The sequence below is a fragment of the Mucilaginibacter sp. CAU 1740 genome, from assembly GCF_039839285.1.
Taxonomy (GTDB): domain Bacteria; phylum Bacteroidota; class Bacteroidia; order Sphingobacteriales; family Sphingobacteriaceae; genus Mucilaginibacter.
The window spans coordinates 12,288-27,489 of sequence record NZ_JBDOQS010000004.1; the positions used below are offsets into that span (position 1 = coordinate 12,288).

Here is a 15,202-nt window from a genome sequence, read left to right on the forward strand (position 1 = left end):
GTTTAAGTTGTTTCAATTTTACGTTCGCGTATCTTTACCGCAGGGTTACCCTGATAAACGCTATAGGCCTCAAGGTTTTTGGTAGCGATGGAACCACTGGTTAGCACGGCGTGCGATGCCGCAGTAATACCAAGGTTAACCATGGCACCGGCACCTATCCAAACTCCATCTTCCAAAATTATACCTTTGGTTATCAAATCAAAAGATGATCTTTTATAATCGTGGCTTCCGGTTAACAAGACTGCCCCTTGCGAGAGGCATACATTTGCACCAATGGTAATTTGCACCAGGCTATCTATCCAAACATTTTCCCCAACCCAGCTTGCATCGCCTATGCTTAAATTCCATGGATATTTTACGTTTATGCAAGGCTTAATGGTAACTTTTTTGCCAATGCGGGCGCCGAATAACCTTAACAACGTAACCTTAAATTTGCTTGAGGGGATCAGGCTTGTTTTTAGAAAAAACGCGTTAACGTAATACCACACTATCCGCTTTGCCGCGCTGCCTCCCGGATGGTAAGGATAGTTATTATAGGTTGACAGATCAGTTTTTGACATTGGCGGCGTTCTGCTTATCGGTGCGTTTCACCCAAATATAAAGGCTAAGCGCTATCAGGATATAAAGAATGATATTAAAAATGGTATGGTGATCAACTATCTGGCCTGTTTTTTTTGACCAAAATACGGCCAGCAACACAAAGCGTGTAACATTTAAAATTTCAATAGTTAACACGCCCGATACCAGGAAAATAATTTTTGATTTGATCCTGACTGGATAAGCCAGCACAAATGCCGAAAAGAAACTGATCAAACCTAACCCCAAACAACTGTACACAACTACCAATTTACCGCGACCGGCAACCAGCAACTCGTAATTATTATCAATGGCTGTGTATCCCAACCAGTTCAGGATCTGTCCGCTGCAATCCAATAAAAGCTGGCGCAGTGCTGCTATATAATTTAAATGCTTAGCTAAAAACTCGCTGTAATTATTACCCGGACTGGTTATGCCGAAGAAAGCTAAGTTAAAGCAATAAAATAAAGTGAACAGTAACACGAAGAGGACAACAAAACGGATAACAGGGTTATTTAAAAACTGCTTCATCGCTTTTTAGCCTCCTTCCGTAATTCGTAAATTTTGGCATCTATCAAAAACCTGAACCAAAAGCCTTGTAAAAAGTGGAATATCAGGCCGGTTGTGCCATCCAGAAAGCCCAACTTAAAAAAGTACCTGATGGTAAAGTAAATTGCAGGCCGTACAAATAATGGAAAGGCTTCGTAGCGTTTTTTCAGATATCGGCGGCGCTCCATCGGGTTGCCAAACAGGCGCGGGTGTACCAATTGTCCGTTATCGTCAAGGGCGGGGGCGTGTTGCTGCTCCATTTGATACTGTGCCTCAAGCGTAGCCCAGTGGTTATGCCTGTTGATGAAACTGGTAAGCGAATCGGTAATTACATCAACAATATCATTTTTAAGCACCTGCGTTTTACCGGTAACTTTAAAATGCTGATCGTACAGTTTCTCCTCGCACATACCAAAGCCCCGCCTAAACAGGTTGGCATGGTATGTTGGGTAATGGCCACCATGTTTTATCCACTTATTCATGAACATGGTACGACGGCTAATTAAAAAGCCATTGATCTCTTCGTTAACCTGTTTACCGAAAATATCGTTAAGCTGCGCGGCCAGTTCGGGCGTTACCCGATGGTCGGCATCAAGGTTCAAGATCCAGTTGCCGGTTAGCGGTAAGTTATTAAGTGCCCAATTACGCTGAACTGAATAATTTTCGAAAGGATGCTCAAAAATGTTCGGCGTATATTTTTGGCAGATGGCAATAGTTTGATCCGTCGAACCCGAATCCACAACAAAAATATTGGCCTTTAATTGTGCCGCGCTTTGCAGGCAGGCCTCAATGTTCCGCTCCTCGTTAAAGGTTAAAATAATAATGTCGAGGCTTTCGCTCACTTCAGTCTGGCTTTGATTATCATGGTCATCCAAAGATACGGAACCCTGCCGCAACCCCTAAATTCGGTTACTTCAAAGCCATGCTCGTTTAAAATTTGGGTAAGCGTTTTAACCGACCAGAATTTTATGTGCCCACCCTGCCACAGCGGACTGATATGGCTATCCCACTTGTTAAAAATACTCAAAAACAGGTTTTTCAAATAGCCATGATATGGGGTGGAGATAATGAGTTCGCCTTTGGTTTCACTTAATACATCGCGACAGAGGGCCACAAAAGCATAAGGATCATACAAGTGCTCGATCACTTCGGTAGATATAACAGTATCGAATTGCATCCCATGCAGTTGTTTAGGCAAGCCGGGTACCGAAAGATCGTGCAGAAAAAACCTGCCTGGATTTATTTTATCAGCTATCGCGATACCTTGTTCTGAGGCATCGATGCCATAAGCATTATATCCATGCTTGATCAGATAGTTTACCCAAAAGCCATTCCCACAACCAAGATCAAGGATGCTGCGGTTAGTGTTTTTATCCAAAAGCGACATGAGTGGCTGCTCAAGGTATTGAACCATGTGGCAGGGACTGTCGTTAGGGTAGCCGTAATCCTGGTAATTACTCATGAGGTAATGATCTGTTGGTACATATTGATATATTTTTTAACTAAGGCGCTGCCTTCAAAATGACGATAAATTATTGATGGCGCGCTTTGCCTTATACGGTCAAGTTCGGTGGTTTGTGTGCCGATGATATTATTGATATGCGTGGCAATTGTGGCTTCATTATTTTCGCAAACCCAGCCAAGTTCATTAATGGAAACATAACCGGCTAAGCCAACACCATTGCTGATTAAAACCGCGGTGCCTACGCTCAAACTTTCAATTACGGCATTGCCAAAGTTTTCATCGTACGATGGCAGTACGAACAAGTCGTTGTTATTGAGTAAGTTGAACTTTTCTTCATTAACAAAACCTGTCCAGGTTATTTTATCATCAACGCCATTTTCAATAGCGAGGGCTTTCAATTCATTAACGTAATCTTCTGTACCACTGCCTGCAACGGTAAGCTGAAACGGGAATTTGATCAATTTTAATGAACGGATCAGGATATCCAGGCCTTTTTTTTCCTCGATCCTTGAAAAAAACAATAGTTTAAAAACATCCGAGCGGTGGCTTTCATCGCTGTTTTGTTTTAACGGCGGCAACTTAACAAAGTTGGGTATATTGGTAATGCTTTTCCCGGTAACTACGGCTTTAACAGCCTCCTGCTCATGAACTGAGGTTACATGGAAGTGGCTCTTTTTTAAAAAAGGCATGCTGATACGGTGCATCAGCGATTTAACGGCGGTGTTTTTATTTTGAAACGAATACGGGCTTAAAGTACCCCGTGGCGAAATCACAACGGGCACCCCGCGCTTTAAAGCTGCAAAGCAAGCTAAAACTACGGCAAGGTTCCACCAGGCGTGCACATGCACTACATCAAACTTTTTGGCATCACGATATACAGCTTTAAGCAAACCGGGCGAAAGGTGGCTATGATCTTTTGTTTTGCGGGGGAAATAAGTTACCGGTACGCCATCAACATCAATTGGTTTTCCTGTTGCTACATCAAGTTCTGTAGCGCCATTGGCTGTAGTAGTGTAAACCTGTACCTGCTGCCCGGTTTTAACCAGCTGCTCGCAAAGCATAGCTGCCGACATGATGGGCCCGCCGTAAACATAGGCCGGTTTATACGAAGCAACAACATGCAGAATTTTCAAACCTCTTTTAAAGTATGGGTGCTTAACAATATTTTATGGATGGCCAGCATGCTGATATAGCTCCAGAATACCGTGTTAAACATAAATTCGAAACTGATACCGCGCCACATGATCTGGAACAGGCCGGAAAATATCAACGCTGTACCTAAAATATATCCGCCGAAAAGTTTTTCGGCTTTGAGGCAGATGAGTTGTGCTATGGCCCCGTAGGCGAAGAGATAAAAGAAGATCCCGAAATCGCCTGCGGATAGGTATGCATCAACAATATAAGCCGGCTTTGCCGAAACTACTGAGTTACGGTTAATTACCCCGGCATCATAAACACGCTGCATGATCAGATCTTCGGTAATAGGTTTGGAAGGCCAGAATACCCGCGGTACCAGTGCAATGAGTGATTGTTTAATGAGATCGAAGCCGTAATAATCAACCGTTTTGGGGGTTGATTGTACAAACTTGGTAAACATATCTATCTCGCTGAGGCGGTACACCAAAAAATCCCAGTTGGTATCTTCCAGTTCATCATCGTCGCTGTTAAGTGCTGCGCTCAGGGCCACTTGCGATGCTTCATCGCTGTTGGCATCGCCGCCCCATGCGTTCGATCTGAAAATATGGTTATAGGTGGGCAAAACCATAAACAGCAACAGCATAAGAGGTACAAAGGTTATTGCTATTAATTTTTTATAAGTTGGATAAAGAAAAATCCCCAATACCAACACGCTGATAATGATAGGTTCTTTAAAGCCCGATGTTAGGGCCTGGTAAAAGTTGAAAGAGTATAATGCCAGGCAGATAAGTGTGTTCCCTATTTTTTTTAAGGGTATGGCGAAAGCAAGAGCAAGCGTGCCCGCTATAAAACTTAAGGAGCTGAATTGATAATAAAACTGCGAAAGGCCCGGTATTTTCAAAAACATGATCGATACCGGAAAACTGATCACCGCGGCAAATAACAGCAAATTGGCCAGCTTCTGGTTTTCGATATGATACTTTTTTTTGACCGGGTGGTTCATAAATATCAGCACACCAGCAACAAACGAGGCATGCCCCAGGCAATAATAACGCTGGCATTGCGCTATCAAACCAAGTGTATCCTTATCATGCAGGGTATGAAAACTAACCTGCTTAAAGTTTTCATAACCAAGGCTGTTCAAAAAGTAAAATATCGAGGTACAGCACATGTACCCGGCAAATATGATCTGGATAATGAATATTGGCCGCATAAGTTGCTCGGCCATTGAGCGGTCTTTAGGTATAGGGCGCACCCAGCCCGTAAGGCTGATCAGAAAAATAAAGAAGGAGCCAAGCCATGCAATAAAGTAAGAAAGAACACTATCGCCTTTACAGGCAAGTGCCAGTAGCCAGGGTACAAATAATACAATATAGCGCTCTATCGCTTTGCTGTTTTCCTGCATTTATTGGTTAATTGTTCAATGGCCTGTACCTGTTGTGTAAAACTCCAGTCGGCAATAATTGCTTTAGAGCGTTGCCCCATGGTAAATAACGTGCTTTTTTCGGTTTGGAGCAATGTTTTTAATTCGCTTTTTAAAGCGGTGAGGTCGCCTGCTTTAAATATTGAGCCGTTTTCGCCTTCTTTAACAAGGTCGGTACCGGCACCAACTTTATCCGATATCAGGATGGCTTTGCCGCAGGCCATGGCCTCGTTTATGGCAAGCCCCCAGGTTTCGCCCGGGCCTTTTGAGGGGAGGCAGTACAAATCGCAAGCTTGGTAAATTACCGGCATATATTGCTGATTTTGAAACTCCATAAAATGGATGTTTTTATACAGCGAGGCCTGGTTTTTTAGTTCGATCTCTAAAATGCCACTGCCTGTAAAAAGCAGGTGCGTACCGGGGATATTGAGTTCGGTAAAAGCCTGCAACAATAAAGCTGGTGCTTTTTTGTTTTCAAGTTTGCCTGCAAATAGTACCAGTTTTTCATCCGGGCCTATGCCTAATTGTTTCCTTAATACCTCTGCTTCCTCAAGTCTTGTTACCGCGAACCTGTCGTTATCCACAGCATGCGGGGCAAAGGTAAGCTGGGCTTCTTTCAGCCCGAATTTTTTGAAGTAGGCTTTATTGTTGGTGCCTGTATATAAAGCATGATCAACGTTACGGTAAATCCAACTTAAATAAATCGCCCTTAATATCGCCTTAATGTCTCCGGTATTATCAAGCAACGTTGAATCTCCGCGGAAAATAACCGGAATCTTGCTTTTAAAGTTGCGCAGGGCTTTGAGGTGACTTTTATAAAACCAGCCATAAACCAATACGGCATCCGGTTGCCATGCGTTTACCTGTTCAATCAGCCCCGGATTATCAATTCCTTTGGCATGATGCGAACCGGGATCCGGAGCTACATTTTTTACCCACTCATAAGGATAGCCCTCCAATAAGGGAATATCCCAGCTGATGGATTTTCCAAAACCCGGATCAAACTTTTGTTGCGCGGCCTCGCCCCAGGTATAAAACACCTTAATGCCTATGTTTTGCCTTTGGTTTAACAGTTTAAACACCGGGGCATAGTACTGGATAGGGTGGGTTGTGATAATGGCTAACTTTTGCATCAGATAGTTTCGCCCATTATTTTAATGGGAGTTGCCTGTTGCAGGCGGTTATTGATAAAATCGATATCGCGGCAGTAAATAGTATTGTAATTTCCGAATGTATTTAATTCGGTTAGTGTCCGGTTAAAAGGATCGTAATTGAAAGGTTTAAAATTATGGCTTAGCAGTAAGTTGTGAATATCCTTTTCATTAAAACCATACCGCTCTCCGCATCCGTTCAACTCAATAATAATAGCCTTAAGAGTTGATGAATTAAGCGTATTGGTCATCCCTTTCAGTACTTCTGTTTCAAATCCTTCCACATCTATTTTAACTAAAGCCGGAGCAGTTGCCGATAATGAATCGACAGTAATTACAGGTACAGTAACGGTATTGGTTTTGCCAGTTTCATTTTCGGCTAATACGTGGTTTCCCGTGTCTTCATCGGCCGAAAATTTGATCTCGCCTGTTTGTGACCCCGCGCCGGCATTGATCAATTGAACTTGACCTTGTAAATTATTCAGTTGGATATTTTTGCTGAGGATCTCGAAGGTTGATTTAACAGGCTCGAGCGTAATGCTTATTGAGCCGACGTGTCCTGAAGCTAACAAGGTATATGAACCTACATTGGCCCCGATATCGAAAAACAGGTCCTCCGGTCGCAAAAAGTGCAGCAGGAAAGCCATATCTGTAAACTCGTGCAGGCCTGTATAAATATTGCCGGTGATGCCGGTTAAGCCTTTAGCAGCGTAAAATTTAACATCGCCAATAAATGGTTTTATAATAAACCTCGATTTTGATAGCCTTGATTGCAGTTGCCAATAGGCAAATCTAAGCAGGGCCTTTACCGGGTGCTTTTTTCCTAACGGATGGTTTAGTATAAAACCGATGGTGCGTTTAATGGCCCGCATTAAGTATTTGATCAAATAAATGGCATTGCGCCTGTGTCATTTCGGCGGCCGAATGTCTTTTAACGGCATCGGCATTATAGTCAACGGCGTCGAGAGTATGATTCACCAGTTGATCAAAAAATACTGAAAGTTGTTCCTGGCTTACATCATCATAATTGTAAATATGTTGTACGCCATAATCCTGCATAATGGGTATTGCCGAACTTTTCTTATTAAAAACAGCGAGTACGGGTTTCCTGGTAAGCAGGTAGGGGAATATTTTCGACGCTGTGTATTGCGGATCGTCCGAGCCGGGGATGAACAACGCGTTGGCTTGTTGCAAGGTAAGCAGGGTACAATAATAGCTGATACGATCGGTATGTTCAATAACATAGTTTTCAATACCAAATTGTTGCGCCAAAGGTAAAACGGTAGCCACGCCTTGCCCACTCGGGGCATAGCTGGTACCTATAAAGCGAAACCTTATTTTTGAGAATTTTTCCGGATTGGTTTTTAACGCGCTTTTGAATGCTTCAAAAACCGGGCTGATAGCCCGGTGCATATCCTTCCCCCCACGACCAACATACACAATGTTGATATACTCATCATTTAAAAGCGGAACAAATTGCTGTCTGTTATCCTGCGCTATTTTGAGGTCGGGAGCAAAAGCGCCGAAAGTGATAACCGAGGCCGGGATATTTTTAATTATCGGGTAACGGGATTTAAGCTGATCGATATAACCTGCCGATACGCTGATCAGCCCATCCACATTTTTTATGGCGATAGGCTCCAGGTATTTATTTAAGCGGTAGGCGAACCAATATTTGGGGGGACGCTGGCTTTTGGGTTTATTGATATAATAATCGGAATGCCAGGGATCTTGCATATCTATAACATAAGGAACGCCGAAACGCTTTTTCCAGTAGGCACCCAAAATACAAACGGGGAACTGGGTAGTTGAAAAATAGATAAGATCGAATTTTTCCCGCTTTAAAATGCTATTTACTTTTTGCTGATAATACGAAAGCGAGCGCAACGCGATACTACCCAAGCCTACCTTTGATGTAAGGCTTTTACTAAAAGCTTTAACGTAGTGTGTTTTTATGGTAGAAGGAACGCTTTGCAGTAGCAATTCATCCTGTGCCAGATCTGAATACTCAGGCGCTATGGTCACTACTTCGGCATGCCAGCCCTGTTCGGCAAAATAGGGTAGGCTCATGCGTACCCTTTGCATATCGGCGGCGTTTACCGGCGGAAAGTATGGAGAGATGATGAGTAGTTTTTTTAGCGTTTCCACCAGCGGTTGTTTTTTAGTTTCTCGCGGGCTTTCGTCCAGTCGCAAACCTCATCAATCAAATCATAAAAGCCCTGCTGTTTTTCCGGGAGATCGTTGGCTTCAACCCGCTTAATGATTTCGGGCAGTTGCTCATAAAAGGCCGCGGTACGGTAGGGGGGATGTAATGACCACAAACCTTTGCCCGATCCTAAAAAATCAATACGCTTTAAATTGTGTTTTTTGATAAAGGAGGTAATTAAATGCTCGGGCAGATCGGCAACATTATGCTTTTCAATAATTGCTTTTAATTGGTTGCGTAGCGATGGTTTCCCTAACTCAAGCTTATCTGTATTAAACCGTGATTTATCCATCAAAAAGATCCTGGTGCTCATGCCTCCAAGTTGCCATGTAAAAGGTGCCGGCTTATCAATAATCTGCTGATCAAGCAAAGTATCGTCGGCTCGGGGTGGTCCCGGTAAAGGTGCCATCACAAAGCAGGCCGGATCGGAGTTGAAATGCTGTGCAGCTTCCGCAATCCAATGCTGGCTACCCCCACCCAAAAACATATCCGAATCTAAATGAAATACAAAGTTATTCACAGCCGAGTACAGGCCAAAAAAGTAGGCATAAAATGGCCCACCTCTAAAATCTTTAACAGGCATGTTATCCTTGCCAAAAAAGTATTGTGCTACTTGTTGCTTAATTGCGGGCGTATAATCAACAGTGATAATTTTTACCGGGTACTGCGGTTCGATAACTATTTTTAAAAATTGATCAAGCGAATCTTTGTATTTAAACCAGCCTTCGGCAAAGCGGCCTTTGCCGGGTCGCGTATCTACTGTTAAAATAATCTCATCAACTTGCGCCTGCAGCTGTTTCAACTGGTGCGGAAGCAGGTATTGAACATGAGGGTAATCGCCGGGGGCGAGATTGATCTGTAGACTAACTTTCTGTTTCAAAAATAGAATTGATAAGCGCGACTAATTTATTAGCCTCCATAGGCCATGAAAAATTTGCTTTGTAAAAATCAAGTACCTGCGTTTTCAAATCGTTCAATTGCCCGGTTTGTAATTGTGAACCAAGCTTGTTTAAGATCCCCGTTAAGTCGTCTGCCTGGTTTTGGTTGTACAGAAAAACCAGATCCGGGCATTGCTTCGCTATTTCGGCCTGACCTCTGGTATAGGAGGCAATAACCGGTAGGCCCGCCGCCATGTAATGAAAAAGCTTGTTTGATATGGTGAGGTTTTTATTAGGCGGGTTATCCGGCTCAAGAGCCAGGCCAATATCATACCTGCCCATGTCAGTCTGGATCTCGTCGTTTTTCAGCATTGGCAAAAAATCAATACTGTCTTTTGGCGATAATAATTCAAGCAGGCTGTCTTTATAAGTCTCGGAAACATTGCCCCTTAAACTCAATTTGCATTTGCTGATGCTTTGAGCCATGCAGCCAATAAAAAACTCCAATCCACGACCTTCACCTATGGTTTGCGACAGCCAGTATAAGTGTAAAAAATCGTGCTGTTCAGGTGTAGAAACACTTGGGGCGGCATTAAAGGAATTATATATAACCGTAGGCCTGTTCGCTGTTTTATAAAAAGCCTGAAGCCCTTGCGCCATAGCATGCGATGTGGTATAACAGGCAGCGCTTTTTTCAATGGCTGTTTTTTCGGCGCGTTTTAATAGTTTGATGGGTCTGTGTTTACGGGCTTCGGGTAAAAGATCTTCCGAATACCAGTCCTCAATATCAAAAGCTACCTTGTATTTATTAACCATCTGGCTACCGGTTACGGTTGCCAGTTCCTGGTGCATAATGTACAAATCGGCAGGTTGTGCAAGTATTTGTTTTTTTAATCGGGAGGCGTCGTAACCGAGGCTATACTTGCTTTCGATACCGAGTGTTTGTGCGAAAAGCCAAAATTTTCGGTTCATCCTCGCTTTAAAAGCTGCGAAGTTTTGATTGCGCAGATCGCTATAAATTTCATATCTGATGCCGGTACCTGCAATTAAGGAAAGATCTTGTTGGTACAGATCGTCGCTGTAAATGGCAGTGAAAATGGTTATAGTATAACCCGCATCGGCCAATGCCAAGGCCTCTTTCAAAACCCGCGGGTTTCGGCAAAGGTGCGATTGACTTACTATACTGATCTTCGCCGGCTTTGTTTTCAACGCTTTTTTATTGATCTAATTACGATCTCCTTTTAATAATAACTTGATGCGCTTGGTTAGCTTCCATCCAAAAACCGGTAGCATATAACTGGTGATGCCGCCCGCCATAAATTTCAGATCGGGTTTAACCAGTTCATCGATTTGTTTTTGGGCTTCGCTCATGAGTGCGGTATGACGGGGATAAAGCTCATAAATAAAGCCCTGCAACATATTGGCGCAGCTTCGTTTTATTTGATCATCATTATCCACTGCCTGTAAAATATGGTTGATAGACAGACCGATGGATCGTAGCAGCGATCGGTAAGCTTTATCACCTTTGTAGCCCGATAAGCCACCTACGCCCGAACGATAGTATAACAAGGCCTCATCACAGATTAATATGCCCGAAGCTTTGACGAACAACCGCGTATAAAATTCCATATCATCGTTAAGGCTTAACTCCTCGTTCCATGTGCCGACCTCGTTAAGCAGCGACCGGGGGATAAGCGATCTGCCCGGCGCTGTCATGGGGTTGCCCTGGTACCAGTAGGTATTGATCCATTGGGCAAGTCCCATCTCACGGTAGGGGATCTCTTCTTTTTTGAAGGTGTTTAGATCATCGTTATAAAAGCGGCCCCATCCTGATAGTACGATAGCATCTTTCCTGCCATCCATTCTGCTCATCTGCTGCGCGATAAAATCAATAGATAGCAGGTCATCGGCATCAAAAAAAATGATGAACTCGCCGGTTGAGTTTTGATAAGCGAGGTTCCTGGCCGCTGCCGCTCCCCGGTTTGTTGAACTTATGGATTTGATCCGTTTATCATCTATTGCCTCGATAGCGTTTAATGTGCCGTCTGTCGAACCATCATCAACAACAACTATCTCAATATTTGGATAACTTTGCGCTAATACAGATTGGATAGCTTCGCCAACATATTTTTCGCAGTTATAAGCCGGGATACAAACCGAAACAAGGGGCATAGTTTTTAAACCAGTTTTTTCCATGCCAGTTTATAATAGCCCTCTTTAGATAGGTCGACGTAATGGTGTAACAACCCGTTTTGCGCGGCTATAGTTGTTTTGCCGGGGTTAACAATGTATTTGCCCGGCGGTAGTACGGCGGCGTGTTCATCGCCGATGAGCATGGCCGATAAAGCTTGCTCTAAATAGTAGGATGTGCCTTCCCGCTGTTCCAGGGTTTCGGCCCAGCGTTCCAGATCATGCCAATTTATATTATTGCTGTTTAAGCCGATGGCACCAACATTTATTAATGGTTTAATAGTTGTACCGGCCAGCTCTTCCATTAGTTTTTTTGAGTATCCATAAGCTTCGCCACAATCGATCATATGTAAGGGGCGATTGGGCGATCGCAGCCATTCCAACATTTCGAAAGGCTCATGCCAGAAAAGCATATCTGAGTCAAGCACCAGCTTCCAATCTTCACCGGGGATTGTATGGATATCTGTCAGTTTTTTGATGTGTGCATAAACAGCCTTTTTTTGATGCAGATAAGGGAATTGTGCTTCCGGAATTACACGTTGAAGGTTTCGTGCTATGATATCTTTAGTAACGATATCAGCCCCCGGTAATTGTTTTTTTATCCTGCTGATAAGCTCCTCATCAAAACTGCCATCATCAACCAAAACAAACCTGAAATTTGTTTTAGTAACCAAAACCAACGAGCGGATGCAGAAAAGCGTTTGATAGAGATAATTTTTGCCGGTTAAGAAATAAACAGGCAAACCATCATTTGTTGATGCAATGGGCGGCAGGTTAAGCGATGCCTTTTCCATCTGCCGGCGCGCTGCCATCATTTTGCGGTAATTGAAATATCCGCCAAACCTCGCGAAATGTTTAAGCTTTGCTTTGGGATTACGGTATAGAAAGTTGATCAGCGCCTGCATCATTTAGTTTTGGGGAAGGCTGGCCAAACCCTCAAATAAGCCGCAGGCCCCCTGCCATTTGATGTGATCGGGTTTGCTTTTCCATGCTTTATAAGTAAACCAGGCTTTTATTTTTCGGGGCAGTACGCCGGAAGTTGAGATGCGTTTCCAGGGATTAATACCGTGGCTTTCCAATAGCTGCACCCACGATTTATTGGTATCGTGAACTAAACGGGCAAGATAAGCAACCTCCATCCGTTGGGCTGGAATAATATGCTGTAGCGTTAGTTGAGGAAAATAAGCAACCTGCCAGCCTGCTTTCAGGATCTCAAGTACCAGATCATTATCGCCTCCCGAACTTAAGGAAGTTCCACTGCGGTCACTGATAGTGCTTTTGCTGGTTGTTATTTTGACGATATAGGTATCTAACGCTTCGCGCCTCATTGCCATACCTGCTCCAATTGGTGCAGCATGTGGGTATTGGTTAACCCAGCCGGAAATGATGATATCGTTGCCTAAATCGCGAAGGGCCAAATTGCCGTAAAATTCATGAAGCCAAACCGGAGGTGCCGCTTCAAATAAAGGCAAGGATTTACCGCCGAGGGCCGCTAATTGTGAGTTTTGATCAAATATGGAAATAACCTGCTCCAGGTAATCGCTGTTGAGAATATTATCATCATCAACCATCACAATGATTTCGCCTGCCGATTCATTGAAACCCTTAAGACGAGCATAAGTTAAACCCTGTTTGGTTTCCGTTATAATTTTGGCGGCGGGATGCCAGCTCAAATCAACCTGGTTTTGAAAATTGTTTGATGAGTTGTTGTCGATGATGATCAGTTCCCACTCATGCATTCCTGATGATTGGCTTTTCAGGCTATTCAGCGTTTGCTCCAGCCGTTTTTTATCAGGATTGTATGTGGGGATAATTACCGAAAGCCTCATTAATTAACCAATATATCTGTGGTTAGCGGTTCGTTTTTTAAACTGAGTTGTTTTGTAATCGCATCAGCAGCCATATCAGCCGATATTAGATCCATGCACTTTTTATCGTAATGGCAGGTATTATGCAACCAGCATGGTGAACACTCAACGGCCGAATAAATATTTTCAAAACAGGCATAGCCAGATTGTTCGGGCTTCTCCCTGCCACCGTAAATAATTACCGACCGGCAATCAACGGCCCGTGCAAGGTGCATCATAAAACCCACGTGCGACAATAGTAAAGCTGCATTACTTAGTATGGCAGCGCTTTGGCGTACATCGGTTTTGCCGCGCATATCGGTAACATTAGTCAAGGGGGCATCGGTTGATGAGCCTAACTGTATAAACTGATAATCATCCTTAAAACGATCAACTATTTGCTGGTACCTTTCAACTATCCACTCTTTATTACGCATGGGAAAAAGGGCCGCTGTTGCCGAGGTGGTTATAACGATAGCATTTTTCGCCCATTCGCCGGTACTGCGCTCCGCCGGAGTGAGATTTAACACCGGACTGGCTTTGATATCACCTTGCAGTTGCAGGTCATCGGCCATTTTTAAAATGATATGCTTTTCCGGTATCTGGTCGCTATCAGTTTCTTTATTGTAGACAGTGTATTTGGGATACACCATTTTTGTACCGAACAATTTCAATAATGTGCCTGATAGCAAAGTGTTGAAGGGGAGTACCAGTTTAATATGAGGATTATGTTCAAACAATTGCACCCTATCACTTTTGATCCAAACGTTTTTAAAGCCACGTTCATTAAGGTTGGCTGTTAGTACAGTGAGTAGCAGGTTATCACCCAACGATTCGCCGAATGCTATAATGTGAGATGGCAGGCCGTGTTTTAAAATTTTGCCCAGTGTGGCGGCTATGGTTTTGATCGGTCCGGCCAATTATTTTGAGGGCTTAATGGTCCAGCTTAGCATATTGAAGAACGTTTTAAAGCGTTGTACGATGGTTAGCGGATTTGAGCGGGTTATATAATATAATAGATTGCTCCAGGCAAAACTCATGCTCTGTTTTTGTTTAGCGAGATAAAGGCAGCAATAAACCGACTGGTTAAGGCAGGCCAATTCATCTGCCAAGTTATCCGTAGCTTTATGTTGAGCTAAAAACCGGTAGTGATAACTAAAGAAACGATAATCGTACATGGTTGAACTCAAGCCAGCTTCACCAAAGTAAGCGATGTTGGTATCGATATATTGTGTTGTGAAAATAGGATTGCAGAATACCTTCAGCGTTAAATGGTAATCGGCAGCAACTTTAAAGCTAAGCTGATATTTACCGGTGTAATTAAACACCTCGCGCCGGTAAAATACACCCTGGTGATGGATGCCGCGCGATAATACTTTGGTTACAGTATCATCGGCATATTTTGTGCCGGATGCTATGCCGGTTACATTGCCGTAAACCAGATCAATATTTTGATCGCCTATGGCATCGTAAACCTTTTGCAACACCCCGTTGTCGGCAAGGGAATCATCCCCCCCAATAAAATAAAGCCATTCGCCCTTTGCCATATCGATGCCTTTGTTCATGGCATCGTAAATCCCTTTATCGGGTTCGGATATGAATTGGACTGCCGCCTGCCCCGATTTTCTGAAGTTGCTAACAATAAGCTGGGTATCATCGGCCGAGCCTCCATCTACAAACACCAGTTCAATATCGTTAAAACTCTGATTGCTGATACTATCCAAAGTTTGCTGCAGTGTTTTGCCGCTGTTAAACAGGGGCATAATGATGGAGAAAAAAG

Annotated in this window: 16 protein-coding genes; all 16 read right to left on the reverse strand. The window is 43.4% G+C overall.

Annotated elements, in window-relative coordinates:
* Positions 1–2: 2 nt before the first annotated feature.
* Genes AAFN85_RS10330 through AAFN85_RS10405 form a run of 16 tightly spaced genes read right to left on the reverse strand, consistent with a single transcriptional unit; the run spans position 3 to position 15,185 of the window.
* Complete coding sequence (locus tag AAFN85_RS10330; protein ID WP_347527136.1) at positions 3–560, reverse strand: WcaF family extracellular polysaccharide biosynthesis acetyltransferase; 558 nt, start codon at positions 558–560, stop codon at positions 3–5.
* Positions 547–1,107 carry an archaeosortase/exosortase family protein gene (locus AAFN85_RS10335; protein ID WP_347527137.1) on the reverse strand — a complete coding sequence of 187 codons (561 nt, stop codon included), beginning with the start codon at positions 1,105–1,107 and terminating at the stop codon, positions 547–549. The genes AAFN85_RS10330 and AAFN85_RS10335 overlap by 14 nt, the downstream gene beginning before the upstream one ends.
* A complete protein-coding gene (locus AAFN85_RS10340; RefSeq protein ID WP_347527138.1) occupies positions 1,104–1,967 on the reverse strand; it encodes a glycosyltransferase family 2 protein in 864 nt (287 codons plus the stop codon). Before AAFN85_RS10340 ends, AAFN85_RS10335 begins: the two co-directional genes overlap by 4 nt.
* Positions 1,964–2,587 carry a class I SAM-dependent methyltransferase gene (locus AAFN85_RS10345; RefSeq protein WP_347527139.1) on the reverse strand — a complete coding sequence of 208 codons (624 nt, stop codon included), beginning with the start codon at positions 2,585–2,587 and terminating at the stop codon, positions 1,964–1,966. Before AAFN85_RS10345 ends, AAFN85_RS10340 begins: the two co-directional genes overlap by 4 nt.
* Positions 2,584–3,723, reverse strand: coding sequence for a glycosyltransferase (locus tag AAFN85_RS10350; protein ID WP_347527140.1), 1,140 nt, complete (start codon positions 3,721–3,723; stop codon positions 2,584–2,586). The genes AAFN85_RS10345 and AAFN85_RS10350 overlap by 4 nt, the downstream gene beginning before the upstream one ends.
* On the reverse strand, positions 3,720–5,132 hold the full coding sequence (locus tag AAFN85_RS10355; RefSeq protein ID WP_347527142.1) for a hypothetical protein: 1,413 nt from the start codon (positions 5,130–5,132) through the stop codon (positions 3,720–3,722). Before AAFN85_RS10355 ends, AAFN85_RS10350 begins: the two co-directional genes overlap by 4 nt.
* Positions 5,108–6,283 (reverse strand): glycosyltransferase family 4 protein, encoded by a 1,176-nt coding sequence (locus AAFN85_RS10360; protein WP_347527143.1) that lies wholly within the window; start codon positions 6,281–6,283, stop codon positions 5,108–5,110. The genes AAFN85_RS10355 and AAFN85_RS10360 overlap by 25 nt, the downstream gene beginning before the upstream one ends.
* Positions 6,283–7,173 carry an FkbM family methyltransferase gene (locus tag AAFN85_RS10365; protein ID WP_347527144.1) on the reverse strand — a complete coding sequence of 297 codons (891 nt, stop codon included), beginning with the start codon at positions 7,171–7,173 and terminating at the stop codon, positions 6,283–6,285. The genes AAFN85_RS10360 and AAFN85_RS10365 overlap by 1 nt, the downstream gene beginning before the upstream one ends.
* Positions 7,160–8,449, reverse strand: coding sequence for a glycosyltransferase (locus AAFN85_RS10370; RefSeq protein WP_347527145.1), 1,290 nt, complete (start codon positions 8,447–8,449; stop codon positions 7,160–7,162). Before AAFN85_RS10370 ends, AAFN85_RS10365 begins: the two co-directional genes overlap by 14 nt.
* Entirely contained in the window at positions 8,437–9,387 is a 951-nt protein-coding gene (locus AAFN85_RS10375) for a hypothetical protein (protein WP_347527146.1), read from the reverse strand. Before AAFN85_RS10375 ends, AAFN85_RS10370 begins: the two co-directional genes overlap by 13 nt.
* A complete protein-coding gene (locus tag AAFN85_RS10380; protein ID WP_347527147.1) occupies positions 9,371–10,594 on the reverse strand; it encodes a hypothetical protein in 1,224 nt (407 codons plus the stop codon). Before AAFN85_RS10380 ends, AAFN85_RS10375 begins: the two co-directional genes overlap by 17 nt.
* 15 nt (positions 10,595–10,609) lie before the next feature.
* Positions 10,610–11,581, reverse strand: coding sequence for a glycosyltransferase family 2 protein (locus AAFN85_RS10385; protein ID WP_347527148.1), 972 nt, complete (start codon positions 11,579–11,581; stop codon positions 10,610–10,612).
* Positions 11,563–12,483, reverse strand: a complete 921-nt coding sequence (locus AAFN85_RS10390) for a glycosyltransferase family A protein (protein ID WP_347527149.1) — start codon at positions 12,481–12,483, stop codon at positions 11,563–11,565. The genes AAFN85_RS10385 and AAFN85_RS10390 overlap by 19 nt, the downstream gene beginning before the upstream one ends.
* Positions 12,484–13,404 (reverse strand): glycosyltransferase, encoded by a 921-nt coding sequence (locus tag AAFN85_RS10395; RefSeq protein ID WP_347527150.1) that lies wholly within the window; start codon positions 13,402–13,404, stop codon positions 12,484–12,486.
* Entirely contained in the window at positions 13,404–14,342 is a 939-nt protein-coding gene (locus AAFN85_RS10400) for a glycosyltransferase family 9 protein (protein ID WP_347527151.1), read from the reverse strand. Before AAFN85_RS10400 ends, AAFN85_RS10395 begins: the two co-directional genes overlap by 1 nt.
* Positions 14,343–15,185: a glycosyltransferase family 2 protein gene (locus AAFN85_RS10405; RefSeq protein ID WP_347527152.1), complete on the reverse strand. Its 843-nt coding sequence runs from the start codon at positions 15,183–15,185 to the stop codon at positions 14,343–14,345.
* Between the last annotated feature and the right edge of the window lie 17 nt (positions 15,186–15,202).